At 34.9% G+C, this 23,627-nt stretch carries 16 protein-coding genes and 4 tRNA genes; 2 read left to right on the forward strand and 18 right to left on the reverse strand.

Going from position 1 to position 23,627, the window contains the following annotated elements; translation table 11 throughout:
- The first annotated feature begins 383 nt into the window (after positions 1-383).
- Positions 384-7,142, forward strand: a complete 6,759-nt coding sequence (locus ACZ098_RS15675; RefSeq protein ID WP_487312711.1) for a GEVED domain-containing protein — start codon at positions 384-386, stop codon at positions 7,140-7,142.
- A gap of 259 nt (positions 7,143-7,401) precedes the next feature.
- Here the strand turns inward: ACZ098_RS15675 and ACZ098_RS15680 are convergent, their stop codons facing one another.
- The 17 genes from ACZ098_RS15680 to rpsU form a co-directional block, all read right to left on the reverse strand.
- A complete protein-coding gene (locus ACZ098_RS15680; RefSeq protein WP_487312712.1) occupies positions 7,402-7,710 on the reverse strand; it encodes a DUF3467 domain-containing protein in 309 nt (102 codons plus the stop codon).
- A gap of 2 nt (positions 7,711-7,712) precedes the next feature.
- The gene (gene rpoC / locus ACZ098_RS15685; protein WP_487312713.1) at positions 7,713-12,026 is read right to left on the reverse strand and encodes a DNA-directed RNA polymerase subunit beta'; all 4,314 of its coding nucleotides are present in this window, start codon (positions 12,024-12,026) and stop codon (positions 7,713-7,715) included.
- A 309-nt stretch (positions 12,027-12,335) separates the two neighbouring features.
- A complete protein-coding gene (gene rpoB / locus ACZ098_RS15690; protein WP_487312714.1) occupies positions 12,336-16,148 on the reverse strand; it encodes a DNA-directed RNA polymerase subunit beta in 3,813 nt (1,270 codons plus the stop codon).
- Between the two features lie 247 nt (positions 16,149-16,395).
- Positions 16,396-16,764, reverse strand: a complete 369-nt coding sequence (rplL, locus tag ACZ098_RS15695) for a 50S ribosomal protein L7/L12 (RefSeq protein ID WP_487312715.1) — start codon at positions 16,762-16,764, stop codon at positions 16,396-16,398.
- A gap of 54 nt (positions 16,765-16,818) precedes the next feature.
- Positions 16,819-17,319, reverse strand: a complete 501-nt coding sequence (gene rplJ / locus ACZ098_RS15700) for a 50S ribosomal protein L10 (RefSeq protein ID WP_487312716.1) — start codon at positions 17,317-17,319, stop codon at positions 16,819-16,821.
- A 23-nt stretch (positions 17,320-17,342) separates the two neighbouring features.
- Positions 17,343-18,032, reverse strand: a complete 690-nt coding sequence (rplA, locus tag ACZ098_RS15705) for a 50S ribosomal protein L1 (RefSeq protein ID WP_487312717.1) — start codon at positions 18,030-18,032, stop codon at positions 17,343-17,345.
- Positions 18,033-18,035: 3 nt separating this feature from the next.
- Positions 18,036-18,479, reverse strand: a complete 444-nt coding sequence (gene rplK, locus ACZ098_RS15710; RefSeq protein WP_487312718.1) for a 50S ribosomal protein L11 — start codon at positions 18,477-18,479, stop codon at positions 18,036-18,038.
- Between the two features lie 66 nt (positions 18,480-18,545).
- Positions 18,546-19,097 (reverse strand): transcription termination/antitermination protein NusG, encoded by a 552-nt coding sequence (gene nusG / locus ACZ098_RS15715; RefSeq protein ID WP_487312719.1) that lies wholly within the window; start codon positions 19,095-19,097, stop codon positions 18,546-18,548.
- An 8-nt stretch (positions 19,098-19,105) separates the two neighbouring features.
- The gene (secE, locus tag ACZ098_RS15720; RefSeq protein ID WP_487312720.1) at positions 19,106-19,303 is read right to left on the reverse strand and encodes a preprotein translocase subunit SecE; all 198 of its coding nucleotides are present in this window, start codon (positions 19,301-19,303) and stop codon (positions 19,106-19,108) included.
- Positions 19,304-19,323: 20 nt separating this feature from the next.
- Positions 19,324-19,394 (reverse strand) — tRNA-Trp (locus ACZ098_RS15725).
- Between the two features lie 56 nt (positions 19,395-19,450).
- Complete coding sequence (gene tuf, locus ACZ098_RS15730) at positions 19,451-20,638, reverse strand: elongation factor Tu (RefSeq protein ID WP_487312721.1); 1,188 nt, start codon at positions 20,636-20,638, stop codon at positions 19,451-19,453.
- Positions 20,639-20,696: 58 nt separating this feature from the next.
- Positions 20,697-20,768: transfer RNA gene (locus tag ACZ098_RS15735), tRNA-Thr, on the reverse strand.
- 46 nt (positions 20,769-20,814) lie between these two features.
- Positions 20,815-20,895, reverse strand: a tRNA-Tyr gene (locus tag ACZ098_RS15740).
- A gap of 32 nt (positions 20,896-20,927) precedes the next feature.
- Positions 20,928-21,001, reverse strand: a tRNA-Thr gene (locus ACZ098_RS15745).
- A 90-nt stretch (positions 21,002-21,091) separates the two neighbouring features.
- The gene (hpf, locus tag ACZ098_RS15750; RefSeq protein WP_487312722.1) at positions 21,092-21,394 is read right to left on the reverse strand and encodes a ribosome hibernation-promoting factor, HPF/YfiA family; all 303 of its coding nucleotides are present in this window, start codon (positions 21,392-21,394) and stop codon (positions 21,092-21,094) included.
- Positions 21,395-21,431: 37 nt separating this feature from the next.
- The gene (locus ACZ098_RS15755) at positions 21,432-22,328 is read right to left on the reverse strand and encodes a tyrosine-type recombinase/integrase (protein WP_487312723.1); all 897 of its coding nucleotides are present in this window, start codon (positions 22,326-22,328) and stop codon (positions 21,432-21,434) included.
- Positions 22,329-22,419: 91 nt separating this feature from the next.
- Positions 22,420-22,614, reverse strand: a complete 195-nt coding sequence (rpsU, locus tag ACZ098_RS15760) for a 30S ribosomal protein S21 (RefSeq protein ID WP_487312724.1) — start codon at positions 22,612-22,614, stop codon at positions 22,420-22,422.
- 236 nt (positions 22,615-22,850) lie between these two features.
- Between rpsU and ACZ098_RS15765 the strand changes: the two genes are divergently transcribed.
- Positions 22,851-23,306, forward strand: coding sequence for a KTSC domain-containing protein (locus ACZ098_RS15765; RefSeq protein WP_487312725.1), 456 nt, complete (start codon positions 22,851-22,853; stop codon positions 23,304-23,306).
- A 140-nt stretch (positions 23,307-23,446) separates the two neighbouring features.
- Here ACZ098_RS15765 and ACZ098_RS15770 read toward each other — a convergent pair.
- Positions 23,447-23,627, reverse strand: a 181-nt coding sequence (locus ACZ098_RS15770; RefSeq protein ID WP_487312726.1) for an OmpA family protein, incomplete at its 5' end; no start/stop codon positions are given.

Below are 23,627 nucleotides of genomic sequence, written 5' to 3' on the forward strand. Positions count from 1 at the left end.
CATCAATTTACATGCAACCTTATGGTGTATTACAATATAAATACACTAGAAACTTCTGCGAAAAATTCAACTTATCATCAAAACTTCAACTAAAACTAAAACTAAAATAAAGTAGTTAGAAAAACTCAAAAATAAAAATTTTAAAACTACAGGCACTTCAATTACGTAATGTTAATAGAAAGTTAAAGAGTTAACAAGTCGTCGTTTAACCGATAAAAAAAGTAATACATCGATAAAAAAGTTAATGTTAGCAATTTTATAAATTTTACGTAATAATTTCATAATAATTAAATCCATAAAACTAAAATTTAACATTTAATTTACTAATTTTACACTTTTGTATTTAAAACTTAAACCAAAAATTATTAATTAATACTTACTCTATGATGAATTTTTACAATTCTTTGAGAATGGAAATAAAATCCAAACTCAACAAAATAGTAGACAAAAAAAACAAGTTCGCTTTGTTTTTTTTCATACTATTTTCGGCTTTTAGCACCAGCGCGCAGGTGACGGTAACTTCTGCTACTGGTACTTCACCATCAGCTACGTACCCAACTTTAGCAGCCGCTATTACAGCTATTAACGACGGTACAACTCACACAGGAACTATACTTTGTGAAGTAATTGCTGGCCACGTCGAAATAGCGCCAGTAGGTGGTTTTAGCATTTCAGCAACAGGAACGTCCGGCAGTACCATTACTTTTATAAAAAGTGGTACTGGCAGCAATCCAACCTTCACTGCTTCTGGAGCATTGGTTTCTGGAACATTGACTGATGCAATATTCAAAATTATTGGTGGTGATTTTATTACCATTGATGGTTTTACGATGTTAGAAAACGCAGCAAACGTTACAACTGCTGCTGGAACTAACAATATGACTGAATTTGGTGTAGCCTTATTTTATGCAACTGCGACAAATGGCTGTCAAAACGTTACAATTAGAAATTGTACTATCGATTTGACACGTACCTATCAAAATACTTTTGGTATCTATGCTAATTCAACGCATACAGCAATTGCAGCTACGACATCTGCAACAGCGACTGGAATAACTGGAGGAAATAGTAATCTTACCATAACAGGAAACACAATAACTGATGTTAATCAAGGTATATCTATAGTTGGCCCAACAGCTGCAGCTGATCACAATGATGGATTAATCATTGGTGGTACTGGTTTAGGAAATACAATAACCAATTTTGGTAGTACAGGAACTTTTTCTGGTTTTGCCAATGTATCTGGAACTGTAAATGGTATTTTGGTTCGAAATACTAAGAATTTTACAATTTCAAACAACACTGTAACAAGTTCTGTGGGAGGAACGACAGCTGGAACTTTGAGAGGAATTTTTATACCAGCATTTAACAACTCACCAATAGGAACTTTTACAAATGCCATTAACAATAACACTTTAAACATTCAAAGTGGTGTATTGGCTGGAGCAATTTCTGGAATCATTTCAGAAGGCACAACTGCTTCTGCGACCTCTGTTATTGCTATCAACAATAATACTTTTAATGGTCTTTCACATACAATCGCTGCCGCAAGTGGAGCGTTAATTTTTATACAACAAGTCGGACCTCATTTAAACGTATCTGTTTCGAACAACACATTTAATTCGCTAACGGCGAATACAACTGGAAGCGCTACTTTTATATCAGCATCTTATACTATGCCTGCTGGTGGAGTACAAGTTTACAACAATAATACAATCACAGGAGGTTTTAATAAAACTGGCGCTGGTGGAACAGTTACGGGATATACATCAAGCGCTAGCTCACCAACCGGAACTACTCATACTTCAAGTGGTAATAATTTTTCTGGAATTACCGTAACAGGAGCAACAGGAATTACAGGATGGACTACCTCCGATGGAACTGCTGCATCGTTACCTACTAAAACATTTTCAGGAAATACTTTTACAAATTGGACAGGTGGAACAAATAGCATTACTGGAATTTCATTTAATTATGGTAATTCAAATTCGGCTGTAACTAATAACGTTATAAACAATATTACTTCTGCAGGAACTATTACTGGTGTAACTTTTGGCACTTTAAATACTGGTACTTTGCATACAATAGCTAACAATACTGTAACTAATTTAACTTCAACTGGAACTGGAACTGGTCTTAACATAAATGGTATTTTAATAGGTGGTCATGCAGTTACTGCATTAAATGTAAACAATAACATTGTAAACACATTTAACAATGCTTCTTCTAATGGGCAAGTATTAGGAATAAATGCAGGCGCAGGAACAGCTGGTACTACAAACGTTTTTAACCATTCTGTTTTTGGTCTAAATGCATCTGGTGTAACACCTTTAATTGGAGGTATTGCTGCACTTGGAACTGCAGGAAACATTAACTTGTATGCTAACAAAATTCATACTCTTAATGCTAGTGCTGCAACAACAAATAGTGGTGCAGTAAACGGTTTTGTACTACAAGGTGGAGTGAACGTAAATTGTTACAACAATATAGTTGGCGGTTTGACTAATCCATTAGGAACTGCAATAAATTCTATTATGGGTATTCAAGTGCAATCAACAGTTGCAGCATCTACTTATAAAGTTTACAATAATTCTGTTTACCTAAATGCAACTTCCACTGGTACTAATTTTGGTACAACTGGCCTATTTCATGCAGGTAATGCTACTGCATCGATAGGCGCTTTAGACATGATTGGAAATATTATAATTAATCAATCTGTAGCTAATGGAACTGGAATTACTGCTGCATTTAGAAGATCTATTACTGCATTAAATAACTATCAAACTAGTTCAAATAGAAATTTATTTTTTGCTGGAACACCTTCTGCAACTAATGTAATTTACAATGATGGAACAACATCATACCAAACTATTGCAGACTTTAAAACGTTTGTTAGTACGAGAGAATCTATAAGTTTTACTAGAGAAGGAAGTTTTCTATTTGAAAATCCAGGATCGTTTTTTATCGATTTAACTCCTGCAAATGCAAATTTTTTAAAACCAGTTTCTGGAATTACTTCACAAATAGAAAGTGGAGGAATTACTTTTCCAACTATATTCACAACAGATTACGAAGGAGTAATAAGAGCCGGAAATACAGGTTACACAGGTACGGGAACAAGTCCAGATCTTGGTGCATTCGAATTTAATGGAGTTACCCCAGCACCTGTAATAGTATTAAATACTGTTACTCCTCCAGCAACTAATCAGTGTACAACCTCTTCTAGATTGGTATCTGTAAGTGTTAATCCATCTGCTGGCACTACAAGTTCAGTAACTTTAAATTACAGTTTTAATGGAGTGGCTCAAGCGGCAATCTCCATGACGAATACAAGTGGCTCTATTTGGGAGGGTACGATTCCTGCATCTGTACCAACAAATGCAACAGTTACATGGTTTATCAATGCAACTAACAGTATACCAATCACGTCAACTTTTAATGGTGTATCTTACAAAGACGAACCGCTATTGGGAGTTAGTGGAGTTGCTAACGCATCAAATGCTATTACATGCGCTGGAAGCCCTAGTATTTTAACAGCTGCATTAACCAGTGCAAATCCAGCTAATTATGCTAACCCAACAGCAGTGACGAATCCAGTATCAGATGAGGATTTAGGAAATGTAACTATTACAAATACTGTAACATCAACTGTAGTTTTGAACAATACTACGCCAATCAACAGTTTAATAGGATCAATTGGAACAGCAACAGGAACTGCTGGAAGTTATTCTAATTTCTCTTCATTTGGACCTTTTGCTTTATCAGCAGGAACTAATTATAGTTTTTCATTAAGTTCTTTAACAACTGGAACATCTTATAATAACTCAATGGCAATCTACATTGACTACAACAGAAATGGAGTATTTACAGATGCTGGAGAAAAAGCTTATGCTGCTACCGCTACTACACTTGGAGCACATACAGAGACTGGTAATTTTACAATTCCGACTACTGTTTTTAACGGACTTACAAGAATGCGTGTAATATCTAACGAAGGATTGATCACGGATCCTAACTTAACAGTAGCGTATGGAGAATTTGAAGATTATTCAATAAATATTTCAGGAGGTGTTACTGGAGGTGGATTAGTACCTGCTATTACAACTGTTTCATGGTCTGATGGAACAAATACAGTTGGTACTACCAACAACTTATCGGTTAGTCCAACATCGACTACTACCTATACGGCTACTATAATTTCTTCTGGATGCCCATTAACTCCATCACCGACAGTTACAGTTACAGTTAATCCGTTACCTACGGCACCAACAGCAACGAATTCTTCACAATGCGGTGCACAAATACCAACTGCATCTGTTGCTGACAATAATAGCTTTACAACACCTATTTATAAGTGGTATGCTGACAATACAACTACAACAGCTTTACAAAGTAATATTTCAACAACTTACCTAACTTCAATAAACAGTACTACTACTTTTTATGTAAGTGTCACTAACCCTGTTACAACTTGTGAGAGTACAAGAACACCTGTAACCGTTACAGTAACAGCGCCTCAGTCCATTACATTAAGTACACCATCAGCAGTTTCAAGTTGCTTAGGAAGTACTACAAATATCACCGCATCAAGCAATAATTCATTATATACTTATACTTGGACAGCATCACCTGTATCGGGAAGTGGTATTAGCGGAACAGTAAATGGAGCTTCACAAGCTTTTACACCTACTGCATTAGGCACCTATGTTTACACAGTAGTAGGTACTGATGGTATTTGCACGGCTTCTAATTCAGTAACAATCACTGTAAATAATGTGCCAACCGCACTGACTGTTACTCCAGTTGTTACATGTCCAAACACAATTTCTACTTTAAATGTTACTGGTGGAGCAATTTCTGACATAACGATTTTAAATGAAAATTTCAATGGAACTACTAATAATTGGACTACTACGAATAACTCAACAGGAGGAACGCCGGCTAACATAGCGTGGACATTAAGAAACAGTCCTTTTGATTATAGTTTTTACGGTGTTTTCTCGTCAAATGATGCAAGCCAATTCTATATATCAAATAATGATGCAGGAGGAATTGGAAGTTCTGCTAACACTGCGTTAATATCTCCAAGTTTTAGCACAATAGGTTACTCAACTGCAAAAATTTCATTTTGGCATTATTTTAGAAATCCAGGTGATGCGAAAGTTGAGTACTCTATAGATAATGAAGTAACATGGAACACTGTTCAAACGTTTACTACAACAACAGGAGGAATAGCTGGATTCGTACAACAAAACATTGTCCTTCCTGCAAATGCTGCAAATCAATCTAACGTTAAAATTAGATTTAAATATGATACTGCGGGCTGGGAATACTTCTGGGCAATTGACAACGTAAGAATTTCAGGAGATCAATCTACTACAATTACATGGTCACCTACAACTAACTTGTTTACCGATGCAGCAGCTACAATTCCATATGCTGGAACTAATGCATCAACTGTATACTTTAGCAGCAATACATCTGGTGTTTCAAATTATACTGTTACTTCAACATCTACATCAAGTTGTACTGCAAGCGGAACAGCCGTTGTAACAGTTAATCCAAATGCAACAATTGCGTTAAATAGTGCTAATGCAACACAAACAGTGTGCTTTAATACTCCAATAACATCTATAGTTTACAATACTACAAATGCTACAGGTGCAACTGTAACAGGATTACCGGCTGGTATAACTGGAACATATAACGCCGGTGTTTATACAATTTCGGGAACTGCGACTGTTGGAGGTGTATTTAATTATACTGTAACTCCTACAGGATGTGGAAGTGCAAGTGCAACTGGTACAATTACCGTTAACTTAACACCTGCTCCAACTGCAACTGCACAAACATTATGTAGTCCAGCAACTGTTGCTAATTTAACTGCTACTGGAACCAATTTACAATGGTATGCAAACGCGACAGGTGGAACACCTTTACTAGCAACAGATGCAATATCTACCAACACTTATTATGTATCGCAAACATTAAACACTTGCGAAAGTACAAGAACGGCGGTAAATGTAACTGTAAATGTAACAGCACCTCCAACTGCAAACAACCAATCTTTTTGTGCACCAGCTACTGTTGCTAATTTGGTTGCAAACGGAACAAACTTACAATGGTATACTTCTCTAAATGGTGGTTCAGCATTAGCTCCAACGACAACTTTAAGTAGTGGTAATTACTATGTTTCTCAAACTTTACTTACATGTGAAAGTACAAGAACATTAGTTGTTGTAACTGTTGAAGATTGTACAATACAATATGTAAATCTTCAATTCCCAGGTTCAGCAACAATAGGAACATGTGGTAACGCTACTTTCTACGCTCAAGTTTACAAAGCTGGAGTTACTGAAGCAGCTGGTCAAGGTGCAGGAATAACTGCATGGATTGGAAGAAATACTTCAAATACTGACCCAGCTACATGGTCTGAGTCAAGCTGGCAGTTAGCTACTTTTAATGTTCAAGTTGGTAATAATGATGAATACCAATACACATTCTCTAACTTACCAGCGGGCACCTATTATGTTGCTTCAAGATTCACATACAATAGTGCTCCTTTCGTTTACGGAGGATTCCCACCATCAGGCGGAGGATTCTGGAACGGAACTTCAAGTGTAAGTGCTGTACTGACTGTTAATACAACTGCCGCTCCAACAGGATCAGCAAACCAAAGTTTTGGTGTTGCCAATTTAGCAGATGCAACTATAGAAGATTTAGTAGTAACAGGAACACTTATAACATGGTATCCAACATTACAAGATGCTCAAAACGGTACTAATGCACTGGCTACAGGAACTCAAATTTTTGATGGTCAAACGTATTATTCAACAAATACAGTTAATGGCTGTCCAAGTGCACCATTTGCAGTAACGGTTTCGATTACATTGCGTAATGACGATTTCGATGTATCGAATTTAAATTATTACCCAAATCCAGTTTTAGATATTCTAAACATCTCTTACAGTAATGTAATTAATAAAATAGAAGTTATAAACTTAATTGGGCAAGTAGTTAAAATTGCTACACCAAATGTATTAAGCACTGAATTAGATATGAGTAATTTACCAACAGCTACATACTTAGTAAAAGTTACATCTGAAGGGAAAACTGCACTAATTAAAGTGGTTAAAAAGTAAATCTAAATTAATACAAGTTTTATTTAAAACGGTTGCATAGTAATGCAACCGTTTTTTTATTCTATATAAATTACATTAAGATAATAACCTAACTCAACATAAGCATCTTTTGATCTATAGAATTACATTTTTAATTGTAAAGAGCATGCTAAAACATGATTGAGTAACAAACTAATTATAGAAACAAGCATAGCTTTCTAAACAAAAAAACTCCTCAATTTCTTGAGGAGTTTTTATTTATAAACTAGTTTACAGTTATTTATGCTTGACCAGTTGGACCAAAATTCAATGGAATATGAGGTTGTTCTGAATCTTTTATTTCACCATGAGCGGCTTCAAATCTATGAATGTTTTCACCAATTGCTTTAAGTAATCTTTTAGCATGTTGTGGTGTTAATATAATTCTAGATTTAACTTTCGACTTTGGAACACCAGGCATGATGGTCACAAAATCTAGAACAAATTCTGATGCCGAATGATTAATTATTGCCAAATTAGAATAAATTCCTTCAGCAGTTTTTTCATCCAACTCAATATTGATTTGTCCTTGTTGTTGATTGTCGCTCATAATTAGTAAATATATTCTTCTTTATTAGCCATCATTTCGTTGTAATCTTCTTTCGAACCTACAATGATATCGTCGTAATCTCTCATACCTGTTCCTGCAGGAATTCTGTGTCCTACAATTACATTTTCTTTAAGACCTTCTAATGTATCAACTTTACCAGCAACTGCTGCTTCGTTTAATACTTTAGTTGTTTCCTGGAATGATGCTGCCGAGATGAATGACTTAGTTTGAAGCGAAGCTCTAGTAATACCTTGTAATACTGGAGTTGCTGTAGCTGTAATAACGTCACGAGCTACAACTAAGTTTTTATCATTACGTTTTAGTAATGAATTTTCATCTCTCAATTCACGTGGAGAAACTATTTGACCTGCTTTTAAATTATCAGAATCACCAGAATCTTCAACTACTTTCATTCCGTACAATTTATCATTTTCAACGATAAAATCGCTAGTATGTGATAATTGCTCTTCTAGGAATAAAGTATCTCCTGGATCTTGGATTCTTACTTTACGCATCATTTGACGGATAACTACCTCAAAGTGTTTATCATTAATTTTTACACCTTGAAGACGATATACTTCTTGAATTTCGTTAACCAAATACTGTTGAACAGCAGATGGACCTTGAATTCTTAAAATATCATCTGGAGTAATTGCTCCATCAGACAAAGGAACACCAGCTCTAACGAAGTCATTTTCTTGAACAAGAATCTGAGCCGAAAGTTTCACTAAGTATTTCTTAATCTCACCAAATTTAGATTCGATGATGATTTCACGATTACCTCTTTTGATTTTTCCGAAAGAAACTACACCATCAATTTCTGAAACTACTGCTGGGTTTGAAGGATTACGAGCCTCTAACAACTCTGTAATTCTAGGTAAACCTCCAGTAATATCTCCAGATTTAGAAGAACGACGAGGAATTTTCACAAGAATTTTTCCTGCTTTAATTTTCTCTCCATCTTCTACCATAAGGTGTGCTCCTACTGGTAAATTGTAAGAACGAATTAACTCACCATCTTTACCGTAAACCAATAAAGTTGGAATTAATTTTTTGTTTCTTCCTTCAGAAATTACTTTCTCTTGGAAACCTGTTTGCTCATCAATTTCAACCATGAACGATTGTCCTTGCTCTAAATCTTCGTAAGCAATTTTTCCTGTAAATTCAGAAACAATTACACCATTATATGGATCCCATTTACAAATTACAGCATCTTTTTCAAGAACGTCACCGTCTTTTACAAAAATACTTGAACCGTAAGGGATGTTATTTGTACTTAATAAAATACCTGTTTTAACGTCAATCAATTTAAGTTCAGTTGAACGAGAAACAACAATATCTACTGTATTTCCTTCTCCATCTTCACCTTTTACAGTTTTTAAATCTTCGATTTCAAGTTTACCAGCAAAACGAGCGATAATACTTGATTCTTCAGAAATTCCTCCCGCAACTCCACCAACGTGGAAGGTACGAAGTGTTAACTGTGTTCCTGGCTCACCGATTGATTGTGCAGCAATTACACCAACAGCTTCACCTTTTTGAGTCATTTTTCCAGTAGCTAAGTTACGTCCATAACATTTAGCACAAATACCTTTCTTAGCTTCACATACAAGAGGCGAACGTACTTCAACTTTTTCAATTGGAGAAACCTCAATAATTTTCACTAATGCTTCAGTAATTTGTTCACCTGCATTTACAATAACTTCAGAAGTTAAAGGATTGATTACATCTTGCAATGCCACACGTCCTAAAATTCTTTCACCTAATGTTTCAACTATTTCCTCATTTTTCTTTAAAGCCGAAACTTCAATTCCTCTTAAAGTACCACAATCTACTGAGTTTACAATAACATCTTGCGATACATCATGTAATCTACGAGTAAGGTAACCCGCATCGGCAGTTTTCAAAGCCGTATCCGCAAGTCCTTTACGCGCACCGTGAGTAGAGATAAAGTATTCTAAGATTGAAAGCCCTTCCTTAAAGTTAGAAAGAATTGGATTTTCAATAATTTCACCACCACCAGCAGTAGATTTTTTAGGCTTAGCCATCAAACCACGCATACCAGTTAACTGACGAATTTGTTCTTTAGATCCACGCGCTCCAGAGTCAAGCATCATATATACCGAGTTGAAACCTTGTTGGTCTTCACGGATATTTTTCATTGCTAATTCTGTAAGTTGTGCATTTGCAGATGTCCAGATATCAATAACTTGGTTGTAACGTTCGTTATTGGTAATTAATCCCATGTTATAGTTCAGAGAAATTCCTTCCACTTGAACTCGAGCATCAGCGATTAATTGTGTTTTTTGTTCTGGAATTTTGATATCTCCTAATGAGAATGACAATCCACCTTTAAAGGCAAATTTGTAACCCATATCTTTCATTTCATCAAGGAAAGCTGCAGTTGTAGGAACATCTGTTACCGACAAGATTTTTCCAATAATATCACGTAAAGATTTTTTAGTCAATACTTCATTGATGTATCCAGCTGCTGGAGGAACTACTTCGTTAAAAAGTACTCTACCTGCAGTAGTTTGGATTACTTTGTACACTAATTCTCCAGCTTCGTTAAAATCTTTTGCACGAACTCTTACACGCGCATTCAATTCTAATCTTCCTTCGTTTAATGCAATATTTACTTCTTCCGCAGAATAGAAAGTCAAATCTTGACCTAATATTTTGTGCTCTGGAGTAGACAATCTTTCTTTGGTCATGTAATACAGACCCAATACCATGTCTTGAGAAGGTACAGTAATTGGAGCACCATTCGCAGGATTCAAGATATTGTGAGAAGCCAACATTAATAATTGTGCTTCCAAAATAGCTTCTGGTCCAAGTGGTAAGTGAACCGCCATCTGGTCACCATCAAAATCCGCGTTGAATGCCGTACACACTAATGGGTGTAATTGGATTGCTTTTCCTTCAATTAATTTTGGTTGGAAAGCTTGAATACCCAATCTGTGTAATGTAGGAGCACGATTCAGTAATACTGGATGCCCTTTGATTACATTTTCTAAAATATCCCAAACAACTGGTTCTTTTTTGTCGATTATTTTCTTAGCCGATTTAACTGTTTTAACGATTCCTCTTTCGATTAATTTACGAATAACGAATGGTTTGTATAATTCGGCAGCCATATCTTTAGGAAGACCACATTCGAACAATTTCATTTCTGGTCCAACAACAATTACCGAACGCGCAGAATAATCGACACGTTTTCCTAATAAGTTTTGACGGAAACGACCTTGTTTACCTTTTAACGAATCCGATAAAGATTTTAATGGTCTGTTAGATTCAGTTTTAACAGCAGAAGCTTTACGCGTGTTATCAAATAATGAATCTACAGATTCTTGCAACATACGTTTTTCGTTTCTTAAGATCACTTCTGGAGCTTTGATCTCCATTAATCTTTTCAAACGATTGTTTCTGATGATTACTCTACGGTACAAGTCATTCAAATCTGAAGTTGCGAAACGACCACCATCTAGTGGTACTAACGGACGCAATTCTGGTGGAATAACTGGAACCACTTTCATAATCATCCATTCTGGACGATTCTCTCTGTTCAAGTTAGAATCACGGAATGACTCCACTACTTGCAATCTTTTTAATGCTTCTGTTTTTCTTTGTTTAGAAGTTTCATTGTTTGCGCTGTGTCTTAATGAATAAGAAAGTGCATCTAAATCAGTTCTAGCCAATAAATCCATAATACATTCCGCTCCCATTTTGGCAACGAATTTATTTGGATCAAAATCATCAAGATATTGGTTGTCTGCAGGAAGTGTATCTAAGATGTTCAAATACTCTTCTTCAGTTAAGAAATCAAGTCTTTGTAACGATTCTCCTTCAGCGTTTTTGGCAATACCAGCTTGGATCACTACATATCTTTCGTAGTAGATAATCATGTCTAATTTCTTAGATGGCAAACCTAAAATGTAACCAATTTTGTTTGGAAGAGAACGGAAATACCAAATGTGAGCGATTGGCACAACAAGGTTGATGTGTCCTACTCTATCACGACGTACTTTTTTCTCTGTAACTTCTACACCACAACGGTCGCAAACGATTCCTTTGTAGCGAATTCTTTTATATTTTCCACAAGCACATTCAAAATCTTTAACTGGACCGAAAATTCGCTCGCAGAAAAGACCATCACGTTCTGGCTTGTGTGTTCTGTAATTAATTGTTTCAGGCTTTAAAACTTCACCTCTTGATTCAGCTAAAATTGATTCTGGCGAAGCCAAACCAATAGAGATTTTTTCAAATCTTTTAGGCGCTGTACCTTTGTTGTCCTTATTATTTCTGTTATTCATCATAGTTTTTACTATTGATTTATTTGCAATTAAAAAATTGATTCTGGCTTTAGTCTAAAGTCAAATGTCATAAAGTCTATAAAGTCACGAATGACTTTGGACTTTGGACTTTCAAACTTTTGACTTAAACACTACCTCGGGTTACTTCTCTAAACTTCAAAACTGATTTCTGAAGTGCTAGTTATAAAATGAATTCATCTTATAAAAAATCGGAACGGTTTACGGGTCTAAATCTTTAAAAACCTATTTAAAAAGTGTTCAGTATTCAGTGTTCAGTTTGTTAACTGCTCACTAAATACTGACCACTGAATACTATTCTTCTAATCTGATGTCTAATCCAAGACCTTTCAATTCATGCATCAATACATTGAATGATTCAGGCAATCCTGGTTCTGGCATTGATTCACCTTTTACGATTGCTTCGTAAGTTTTGGCTCTACCAATAACGTCATCCGATTTTACTGTAAGAATTTCACGTAGTGTACTTGATGCTCCATAAGCTTCAAGTGCCCAAACTTCCATCTCTCCAAAACGCTGACCTCCAAATTGAGCTTTACCTCCAAGTGGTTGTTGTGTAATAAGTGAGTATGGTCCGATTGAACGTGCGTGCATCTTATCGTCAACCATGTGTCCTAATTTCAACATATAGATTACACCTACTGTTGCTGGCTGATGGAAACGTTCTCCGGTTCCACCGTCATATAAATAGGTATGTCCAAATCTTGGAATTCCTGCTTCGTCTGTAAAGCCATTAATTTGGTCAAGTGTTGCACCATCAAAAATTGGTGTTGCAAATTTCTTACCTAATTTTTGACCTGCCCATCCCAAAACAGTTTCATAAATTTGCCCGATGTTCATACGAGAAGGTACACCAAGTGGATTCAATACAATATCAACTGGAGTTCCGTCTTCAAGGAAAGGCATATCTTCGTGACGAACGATACGAGCAACAATACCTTTGTTACCGTGACGTCCTGCCATTTTATCCCCAACTTTCAGTTTACGTTTCTTAGCGATATATACTTTAGCCAATTTCAAGATTCCTGCAGGAAGTTCATCTCCAACAGTAATAGTGAATTTCTCTCTTCTTAAAGCACCTTGTAAATCGTTTAATTTGATTTTGTAGTTGTGGATTAAGTCATTAACCAAACGGTTAGTTTCATCATCTGCAACCCATTGTCCTTTAGTAAGGTGAGCAAAATCTTCTACAGCATAAAGCATTTTCTGAGTATATTTTTTACCTTTTGGTAAAACTTCTTCACCCAAATCGTTCATTACACCTTGAGATGTTTTTCCGTTTACAATTAGGAATAATTTTTCAACTAACTTGTCTTTTAATTCAACAAATTTTGTTTCAAATTCTAATTCTAAAGAAGTTAAAGCATCTTTATCTTGTGTTCTCTTACGTTTATCTTTTACCGCTCTTGCGAATAATTTTTTGTCTAAAACTACACCGTGTAATGAAGGAGACGCTTTTAATGAAGCATCTTTTACATCACCAGCTTTATCACCGAAGATAGCTCTTAAAAGTTTTTCTTCTGGAGTTGGATCTGATTCTCCTTTTGGTGTAATTTTTCCGATAAGAATGTCGCCAGGTTTAACTTCAGCTCCAATTCTGATCATTCCGTTTTCATCTAAATCTTTAGTAGCTTCTTCAGAAACGTTAGGAATATCATTAGTCAACTCTTCGTTACCTAATTTAGTATCTCTAACTTCTAATGAATAATCATCTACGTGGATTGAGGTAAAAATATCATCACGCACCACTTTTTCAGAGATTACAATTGCATCCTCGAAGTTGTACCCTTTCCATGGCATAAATGCTACTTTAAGGTTTCTACCGATTGCTAATTCTCCGTTTTGAGTTGCGTAACCTTCACAAAGCACTTGTCCTAATTGAACTCTGTCACCTTTTCTTACGATTGGTTTCAAGTTTATAGAAGTACTTTGATTGGTTTTTCTGAATTTGATTAACTGATAAGTTTTATCATCAGAATCAAAACTTACCATTCTTTCAGCTTCCGTTCTATCGTATTTGATAGTAATCATATTCGCATCAACGTATTCAACTGTTCCGTTTCCTTCAGCATTAATTAATACTCTAGAATCAGAAGCCACTTGACGCTCTAAACCGGTACCAACAATTGGAGCTTCAGGACGTAACAATGGTACAGCCTGACGCATCATGTTGGATCCCATCAATGCTCTATTCGCATCATCATGTTCCAAGAAAGGAATTAATGAAGCCGAAATTGAAGCAATTTGGTTTGGAGCAACGTCGGTATAATGTACAGCAGATGGTTCAACTACTGGGAAATCTCCTTCTTCACGAGCAATAACATTACCAGCGGTAATTTTACCATTCGCGTCCATTTCGATATTTGCCTGAGCAATTAATTTACCTTCTTCTTCCTCTGCACTTAAATATACAGGAGTAGATTCTAAATCAACTACACCATTAGTTACTTTACGGTAAGGAGTTTCAATAAATCCCATTCCGTTCACTTTAGCGTACACACCAAGTGACGAAATAAGTCCAATGTTTGGTCCTTCTGGGGTTTCAATTGGGCAAAGTCTTCCGTAGTGCGTATAGTGAACGTCACGTACCTCAAATCCTGCTCTTTCTCTTGAAAGTCCACCTGGTCCAAGTGCTGATAATCTTCTTTTGTGCGTAATCTCAGCCAATGGATTCGTTTGATCCATAAATTGAGACAACTGGTTTGTACCAAAGAAAGAGTTGATAACCGATGATAATGTTTTAGCATTAATCAAATCGATTGGTGTAAACACCTCGTTATCTCTAACGTTCATTCTCTCACGAATAGTTCTGGCCATACGAGCTAAACCAACACCGAATTGTTGAGAAAGTTGTTCACCAACTGTTCTTACACGACGGTTTGATAAGTGATCAATATCATCAATCTCTGCTTTAGAGTTGATCAATTCGATCAAATATTTTACAATGGTAATGATATCTTCTTTGGTAAGCACTTGCTTTTCCATTGGAATATCTAAACCAAGTTTTTTGTTCATTCTGTAACGACCAACTTCACCTAAGTTATAACGTTGGTCAGAGAAGAATAATTTATCGATAATACCACGAGCAGTTTCTTCATCAGGCGGTTCTGCATTACGCAATTGTCTGTAAATGTGCTCAACAGCTTCTTTTTCTGAGTTTGTTGGATCTTTCTGTAATGTATTGTGGATGATGGCATAATCTACTTGATTATTATCTTCCTTGTGCAACAAAATTACTTTGACATCAGCATCAAGAATTTCTTCTACGTTGTCTTTGTCTAAGATAGTATCTCTATCTAAAATAATTTCGTTACGCTCAATAGAAACAACTTCGCCTGTATCTTCATCAACGAAATCCTCGTGCCAAGTATTTAATACTCTCGCAGCTAATTTTCTACCAATATATTTTTTAAGACCTGTTTTTGAAACTTTGATTTCTTCTGCAAGGTCAAAAATTTCAAGAATATCTTTATCTCTTTCGAAACCGATGGCACGGAAAAGAGTTGTAACTGGTAATTTTTTCTTTCTGTCAATATACGCATACATTACGTTATTGATATCGGTTGCAAATTCTATCCAAGAACCTTTGAAAGGAATTACTCTAGCAGAATACAATTTAGTACCATTTGCATGGAATGATTGACCAAAGAAAACTCCTGGAGAACGGTGCAATTGAGAAACTACAACACGTTCAGCTCCATTTATAACAAATGTTCCACTTGGTGTCATATAAGGAATCGTTCCTAAGTAAACATCTTGAACTATAGTTTCAAAATCCTCATGTTCAGGATCTGTACAATATAATTTAAGACGTGCCTTAAGAGGTACACTGTAAGTTAATCCTCTTTCGATACACTCTTGAATGGTATAACGTGGTGGATCAACGAAGTAATCAAGGAATTCTAATACAAATTGGTTTCTTGTATCTGTGATTGGAAAATTTTCCATGAAGGTATTGTATAAACCTTCGTTGCCTCTTTCATCAGATTTGGTTTCCAGTTGGAAAAAATCTTTAAACGATTTAACCTGAACATCCAGAAAATCTGGGTATTGTGGTATATTTTTCGTAGAGGCAAAATTCAATCTTTCAGTCTGATTTGTTATCATCAATGGACAAAATTTTGATTTAAAAAAAGTAATTTTTGTGTAAAACACTATTTAACGTATACTTTCTTTTTATGATCAATACATCTCAAAAATAAACCAGTATCTGTAAATTTTCTTCTTCGTATTGACTAAAAGCTATTTCGTATTTTATAATAAAATGTGTAATAATTTTATTATACGAAAAATGGTTTAGGTCATTGAGTGGTTAAACTCAAGACCTAAACCTTGTTCTAAAACTATGTAAGAGTTATTTTAACTCAACAACAGCTCCAGCTTCTTCTAAAGATTTTTTCAAACCTTCAGCTTCAGCTTTAGATACTCCTTCTTTAATATTTGCTGGAGCACCATCTACCATATCTTTAGCTTCTTTCAATCCTAAACCAGTTAATTCTTTAACCGCTTTAACTACTGCTAATTTAGAAGCACCAGCTTCTTTAAGTACTACAGTAAATTCTGTTTGCTCTTCAGCAGCAGCTTCACCACCACCAGCAGCAACTACTACAGCTGCAGCAGCTGGTTCGATTCCGTACTCGTCTTTTAAAATTGTAGCTAAATCGTTAACTTCTTTTACAGTAAGGTTAACCAATTGTTCTGCGAATTGTTTCAAATCTGCCATTTTTTCTATCGTTTAAAATGTTTTGTAATTTATTTTTGTTTACTCGTGCGCTAATTATTCTGCTGATTCACCTTTTTGCTCAGCATTGTTCAATAAAGCTGAGATGATACGTTTAGCAGGAGATTGAAGTAATCCAATGATTTCTCCAATAACTTCCTCTTTCGATTTTAATGAAGCTAAACTGTCTAAAAGATTATCTCCGATGTAAATTTCACCATTGATATAAGCTCCTTTAAAAGCAGGTTTTTCTGATTTCTTACGGAAATCTTTGATGATTTTTGCAGGTGCGTTAGCAATATCTGCAATAAAAACAGAAGAGTTTCCTTTTAATACAGATGCTAAATCACCATAATCATTTGCAGAAGCTTCCATAGCTTTCTCAAGCAATGTATTCTTAACAACTTCTAATTTAATTCCAGCTTTGAAACAAGCTCTTCTTAAGTTAGATGTAGTTTCAGCATTTAATCCAGAAGTATCTGCAATATATATAATATTACTTTCAGCCAACTTTGCAGTTAAATCTTCTATCGCGATTGATTTTTCTTCTCTAGTCATAATAAAATTTGTTTAACTACCAATTATACAGCCTTTGGGTCAAGTGCAATACCAGGACTCATAGTACTTGATAAGTAAATAGACTTAATGTAAGTACCTTTAGCTGCTGTTGGTTTTAATTTAATTAATGTTTGAATAATTTCGTGAGCGTTGTCAACAAGTTTGTCAGCATCAAAAGACACTCTACCAATTCCTGCGTGAACGATACCAGTTTTATCAACTTTAAAGTCAATTTTACCAGCTTTTACCTCTGCAACTGCTTTTCCAATTTCCATTGTTACAGTTCCAGTTTTTGGGTTTGGCATTAAACCTCTTGGTCCTAATACACGACCTAAAGGACCTAATTTACCCATGATTGCTGGCATTGTGATAATTACATCAACGTCTGTCCAACCATCTTTAATTTTTTGCAAGTAATCATCTAATCCAACATAGTCAGCACCAGCAGCTTTCGCTTCTGCTTCTTTATCTGGAGTTACTAAAGCTAATACTTTAGTATCTTTACCAGTTCCATGAGGAAGAGTAACTACTCCTCTTACCATTTGATTTGCTTTTCTAGGATCTACTCCAAGTTTTACAGCAATATCTACAGATTCGTCAAATTTTGCAGAAGCAACTACTTTCAATAAAGATGAAGCATCTTTAAGTGAGTATAATTTATTCTTTTCAATTTTTGAAGCAGCTTCTTTTTGTTTTTTTGTCAATTTTGCCATTTCTTACTTTTTTAGAGGAGAATCTCCAGTTACAGTTATTCCCATAGATCTAGCTGTTCCAGCAATCATACTCATAGCAGACTCAGCAGTAAATGAATTTAAATCTACCATCTTATCATCAGCGATAGCCTTAATCTGATCCCAAGTAACGCTTGCTACTTTTTTACGATTAGGTTCTCCTGATCCCGATTTCAATTTAGTAACATCCAATAATTGAATTGCAGCAGGTGGAGTTTTTACAACAAAATCGAATGATTTGTCTTTGTACACGGTAATTTGTACCGGTAATACTTTGCCAGGTTGATCTTGGGTTCTAGCATTAAATTGCTTACAGAATTCCATGATATTAACACCAGCAGCTCCCAGAGCAGGTCCAACCGGTGGCGATGGGTTCGCAGCACCTCCCTTAACTTGTAGTTTAACTACTTTACTAATCTCTTTAGCCATTGTTTAAAAATTTAACACGCAATCATTGGAAGCGAAAACGTGGTTTATTATATATGTAACAAAAAATTATACTTTTTCAACTTGCATGAAGCTTAATTCTAATGGCGTTTTTCTTCCGAAAATTTTAACCATTACTTCAAGCTTACGCTTTTCTTCATTAATCTTATCAATAGTTCCATTAAAACCATTAAATGGACCATCAATAACTTTCACAGTTTCATTTATCTTAAATGGTATAGATTGCGTTTCTGTATTTACAGCTAACTCATCTACTTTACCAAGCATTCTATTTACTTCTGACATTCTCAAAGGCACAGGATCACCATTTTTAACTTCACCTAAGAAACCAATAACTCCTGTAATTGATTTGATTATGTGCGGTATTTCTCCTGCCAAGTTAGCCTCTATCATAACGTATCCAGGAAAATATACCTTATCTTTAGATATTTTTTTTCCATCACGAACCTGAACTACTTTTTCAGTAGGAACTAAAACCTGAGAAATGTAATCTGACATCCCAAGTCTGTTAATTTCAGTTTCGATATAAGATTTAACCTTATTCTCTTGACCGCTAACAGCTCTAACTACGTACCATTTTTTTACATTAATATCAGCCATAAGAAATTTTATCCTTTAATCCAGTTAAAAAAACCTTCAATTGCCTTTGCGAAAAGCTCATCTACTCCCCAAGTTGCAAGAGCAAAAACCAAAGAAAAAACAGCAACTACAATTGTCAATTTTTGTACTTCAGCCCACTCAGGCCATGTAACATTTGACTTCAGTTCCTCAAATGCTTCCGAAAAATAATTTATTACTTTTGACATGATACTTAATATTTTTATTGCACGGGCGGAGGGATTCGAACCCCCATCAACGGTTTTGGAGACCGCTATTCTACCCTTGAACTACGCCCGTATTATAAAACCAGCATTGTTTTTCAACAATACTGGTTTCTTTTATTTTGTTACAAATTACTCTACAATTTCAGTTACTTGTCCAGCACCTACTGTTCTACCACCTTCACGTATAGCGAAACGTAATCCAACATTCATTGCGATTGGACTTAACAAAGCAACATTAATTGTTAAGTTATCTCCTGGCATTACCATCTCTACACCTTCTGGTAAAGTAATAACACCTGTTACATCCGTTGTACGAACGTAAAACTGAGGACGATAGTTATTGTGGAATGGAGTATGACGTCCACCTTCTTCTTTTTTCAAGATATAAACCTCTGCTTTGAATTTAGCGTGTGGCTTCACAGATCCTGGCTTAATGATAACCATACCTCTTTTGATATCTGACTTATCAATACCTCTCAATAACAAACCAACGTTATCTCCAGCTTCACCTCTATCAAGGATTTTACGGAACATCTCAACTCCAGTAATAGTAGAAGTTAATTTTTCAGCTCCCATTCCAATGATTTCTACTGGATCTCCAGTATTAGCAATACCTGTTTCGATACGACCTGTAGCAACAGTTCCACGACCAGTAATTGTAAATGAATCTTCAACCGGCATCAAGAATGGCTTATCAGTATCACGTACTGGCTCTTCAATCCAAGCATCAACAGCTTCCATCAATTCAATAATTTTTGGAACCCATGCTGGATCATTATTCAATCCACCTAAGGCAGAACCTTGAACAACAGGACCATTATCTCCATCATATTCGTAGAAAGATAATAAATCTCTGATTTCCATTTCAACTAATTCTAACAACTCAGCATCATCAACCATATCCACTTTGTTCATGAAAACTACCATTCTAGGAATACCAACCTGGCGACCTAAAAGGATGTGCTCACGAGTTTGTGGCATTGGTCCATCTGTTGCAGCAACTACAAGAATAGCACCGTCCATTTGAGCTGCACCTGTAACCATGTTCTTTACGTAATCCGCGTGACCTGGACAGTCAACGTGTGCGTAGTGACGATTAGCAGTTTCATATTCAACGTGAGATGTATTAATAGTAATACCTCTTTCTTTTTCTTCAGGAGCATTATCAATTTGGTCAAATGATTTTGCTTGACAGTAACCAGCATCAGATAATACTTTTGTGATTGCTGCAGTTAAAGTTGTTTTACCGTGATCTACGTGTCCGATCGTACCAATATTTAAGTGTGGTTTCGAACGGTTAAAGGTTTCTTTTGCCATTTTACTTAATTTTTAATCTTAGTTATATATTTATTAGTGTTCAAAATATTCAAAATTGAGCCAACTACGGGAATTGAACCCGTGACCTCTTCCTTACCAAGGAAGCACTCTACCCCTGAGCTAAGTCGGCAGAGAATTAAAAAATAAATTATTATAATAATTCATTTTCAATCTAGTGGGGAGAGCAGGATTCGAACCTGCGAAGTTCACACAGCAGATTTACAGTCTGCCCTCGTTGGCCGCTTGAGTATCTCCCCAACTTTTTTTTATTTTACTATTATGCCTTTAGAGCCGGCGGAGGGACTCGAACCCACGACCTGCTGATTACAAATCAGCTGCTCTAGCCAACTGAGCTACGCTGGCATTTATCAATAAAAAAAGTCCGCTATTTCTAACGGACTGCAAATGTAGACATTTTATTTTTTAATCAAAATATTTTTAAAGAAATTTTTATTAAATATGCGCTCTTATTTTTTCTTTTCTTTTTAACAATAATCTTTCTAAAGATTCTGCCGACAATTCAACTGCTTCTTCAAAACTTTTGCATTGTTTTTTAACAAGAAAATCGTCACCAGGCACATGAATTTTAATTTCAACTATTTTATTTTCTTTATCACTTGTATTTTCAACTTTTAAAAAAACATCAGACGAGACTATTTTATCATAATATTTTTCTAATTTATCCATTCTTTCTTGAACAAAATCTACTAGCTTTCTGTCAACTGTAAAGTTAACTGCATGAACATTTACCTTCATAATCAAAATTTTAATGGTTGTACTTATTTTTTAAAAATTAACCTTGGTTTCTCGGATGAGATTTTTGATATACTTTTTTCAATTCAAATAAACTACTATGTGTATATATTTGAGTTGAAGCTAATGAAGAATGACCAAGTAATTCTTTTATAGAATTCAAATCAGCTCCATTATTAAGCATATGAGTTGCAAAAGTATGTCTTAAAATGTGTGGACTTTTTTTTACTTTCTCAGAAACATTACTAAAGTAGTAATTTATTAAACGATACACAAATGATTCACTCAATTTAACTCCATTTAACATTAAAAAAAAACAATTGACATCTTTGATATTCTCTATTTTTTTTCTTTCATTTAAATATTGCACAATTTGCCCTCCAACAATTGGCAAAACGGGAATAACTCGCTCTTTATTTCTTTTCCCTAATACCTTGATTGTATTATCATAGTGATTCACATTTTGAATCTCTAAGTTTATTAATTCAGCTCTTCGTATACCAGTTGTGTAGAACAAATCAATTATTAGTTTATCCCGAATACCTTCGAACCCATCTTTATAGACTATTAGGTTCAGCGCATTATTTAATTCGTTTTCAGAAAACGGAATTTGTATTCTTTTAGGAACCTTTAACGATTTATGCTTTAAAAGTGGATTATCAACCACCTGCTTGGTTTTCAGTAGAAATTTATAATACGCTTTTAAGGATTGAATTTTTCTATTTACAGAATTATTGGAAATTCCATCATCTACCATCTGAACTATCCAACTTCGAATTAAACTATAATTGACAGCTTCGAGTGCTACGTTATCAAAATTTACATTTAAAAACTCTTGAAAAAATAGCAAATCTTTCACATACGCATTAATCGTATGCAAAGAATATTTTTTTTCAAATTGTAAATAATCGCTAAAAGATTTTAGATTGTGATGCATTTGCAAAAAAATGTAATAAAAAAAATCGTTAGTAACAAAGTTATGAAACTTTAATTACTAACGATTAGTATATTCTAATGAAAATTAAATATTAATTTTCTAAACCGTCTTTCATGTTTTGAATGTAAGCCGCTTTTTGGAATTTCATTCTATTTACAACTGAAGGTTTAATGAAAGCTTGACGTGCACGCAACTGACGAACAGTTCCAGTTTTATCAAATTTTCTTTTATAGCGCTTTAATGCTCTATCGATATTTTCTCCGTCTTTAATTGGTATAATTAACATAATATAGACACCTCCTCTCGTTAAGGGTGCAAAAGTACATCTATTTTTTTAAAATTAAAGCAATATTGGAAAAATAATTATCCTATATGCTTACTATTTTAAAATCTTAATAATCTGAATTACAAAGAGCACTAGTAATTTTTAAAAAAATATCTTACCTTTGCAAAAAATTAGACTTTTTAAAAAGTATAAAATCTTTTATTTCAACGGTAATTGATTTTGTAAAAAATTAAATCATGAGCACAAAAAAAATCATTGAGTACAGAGCTTTATATAAAAGCACAAAAGCAACCTCTTTAAAAGAGTTAAAAACAACTTACAGAAACTTCATGAAAGACAATCATCCTGATACTTTACAAGATGATGCTGAACGATTGGCCGCGGAAGAAAAAAGTAAAACTATCATTGCAGCTTATCACTTTTTAGTAAGTATTGCTCCTGAAACGCAAGAAAAAGACAAAGCAGAATATACCAAAACAATTACTACTTCTAATATTGCCGATTACCATTTTGAAGACACTGTACTATATGTTACTTTTTTAGATGGTAGCAAATATGAGTATTTTGGTGTTCCAAGACCTATTTATGTAAAAATGGTAAATGCTGAATCTCCTGGAAGATTTGCAAGAAGACACATCTTTAACACTTACACCTACAGAAGCGCAAGCAAACTTGTTGGTACAGAAGAATAAATATTTAATGTAGAATAAGTACTTTTCATTCTTAAAAACGAGTACTACTTCTTCAATTAATCAATCATAATAATTAAGTGGTTCCACCAAAAAAAAACACTCATTGTACAATGAGTGTTTTTTTGTTTGCTATAGATTTGTTAGAGTTTTGTGATAACAAATTCTGATCTTCTGTTGGCTTGATGTTGTTCTTCGGTGCAGTTTGAGTTGTTGGTTGGCTCGCATCCGCAGTCGTTTACTAGTTGCGATTCGCCATAACCTTTGGCTGTTAATCGGTTTTTATTGATGCCTTTATCTACTAACCATTTCATGGTTGATTTG

This window comes from Flavobacterium sp. SP2 (genome assembly GCF_057626655.1).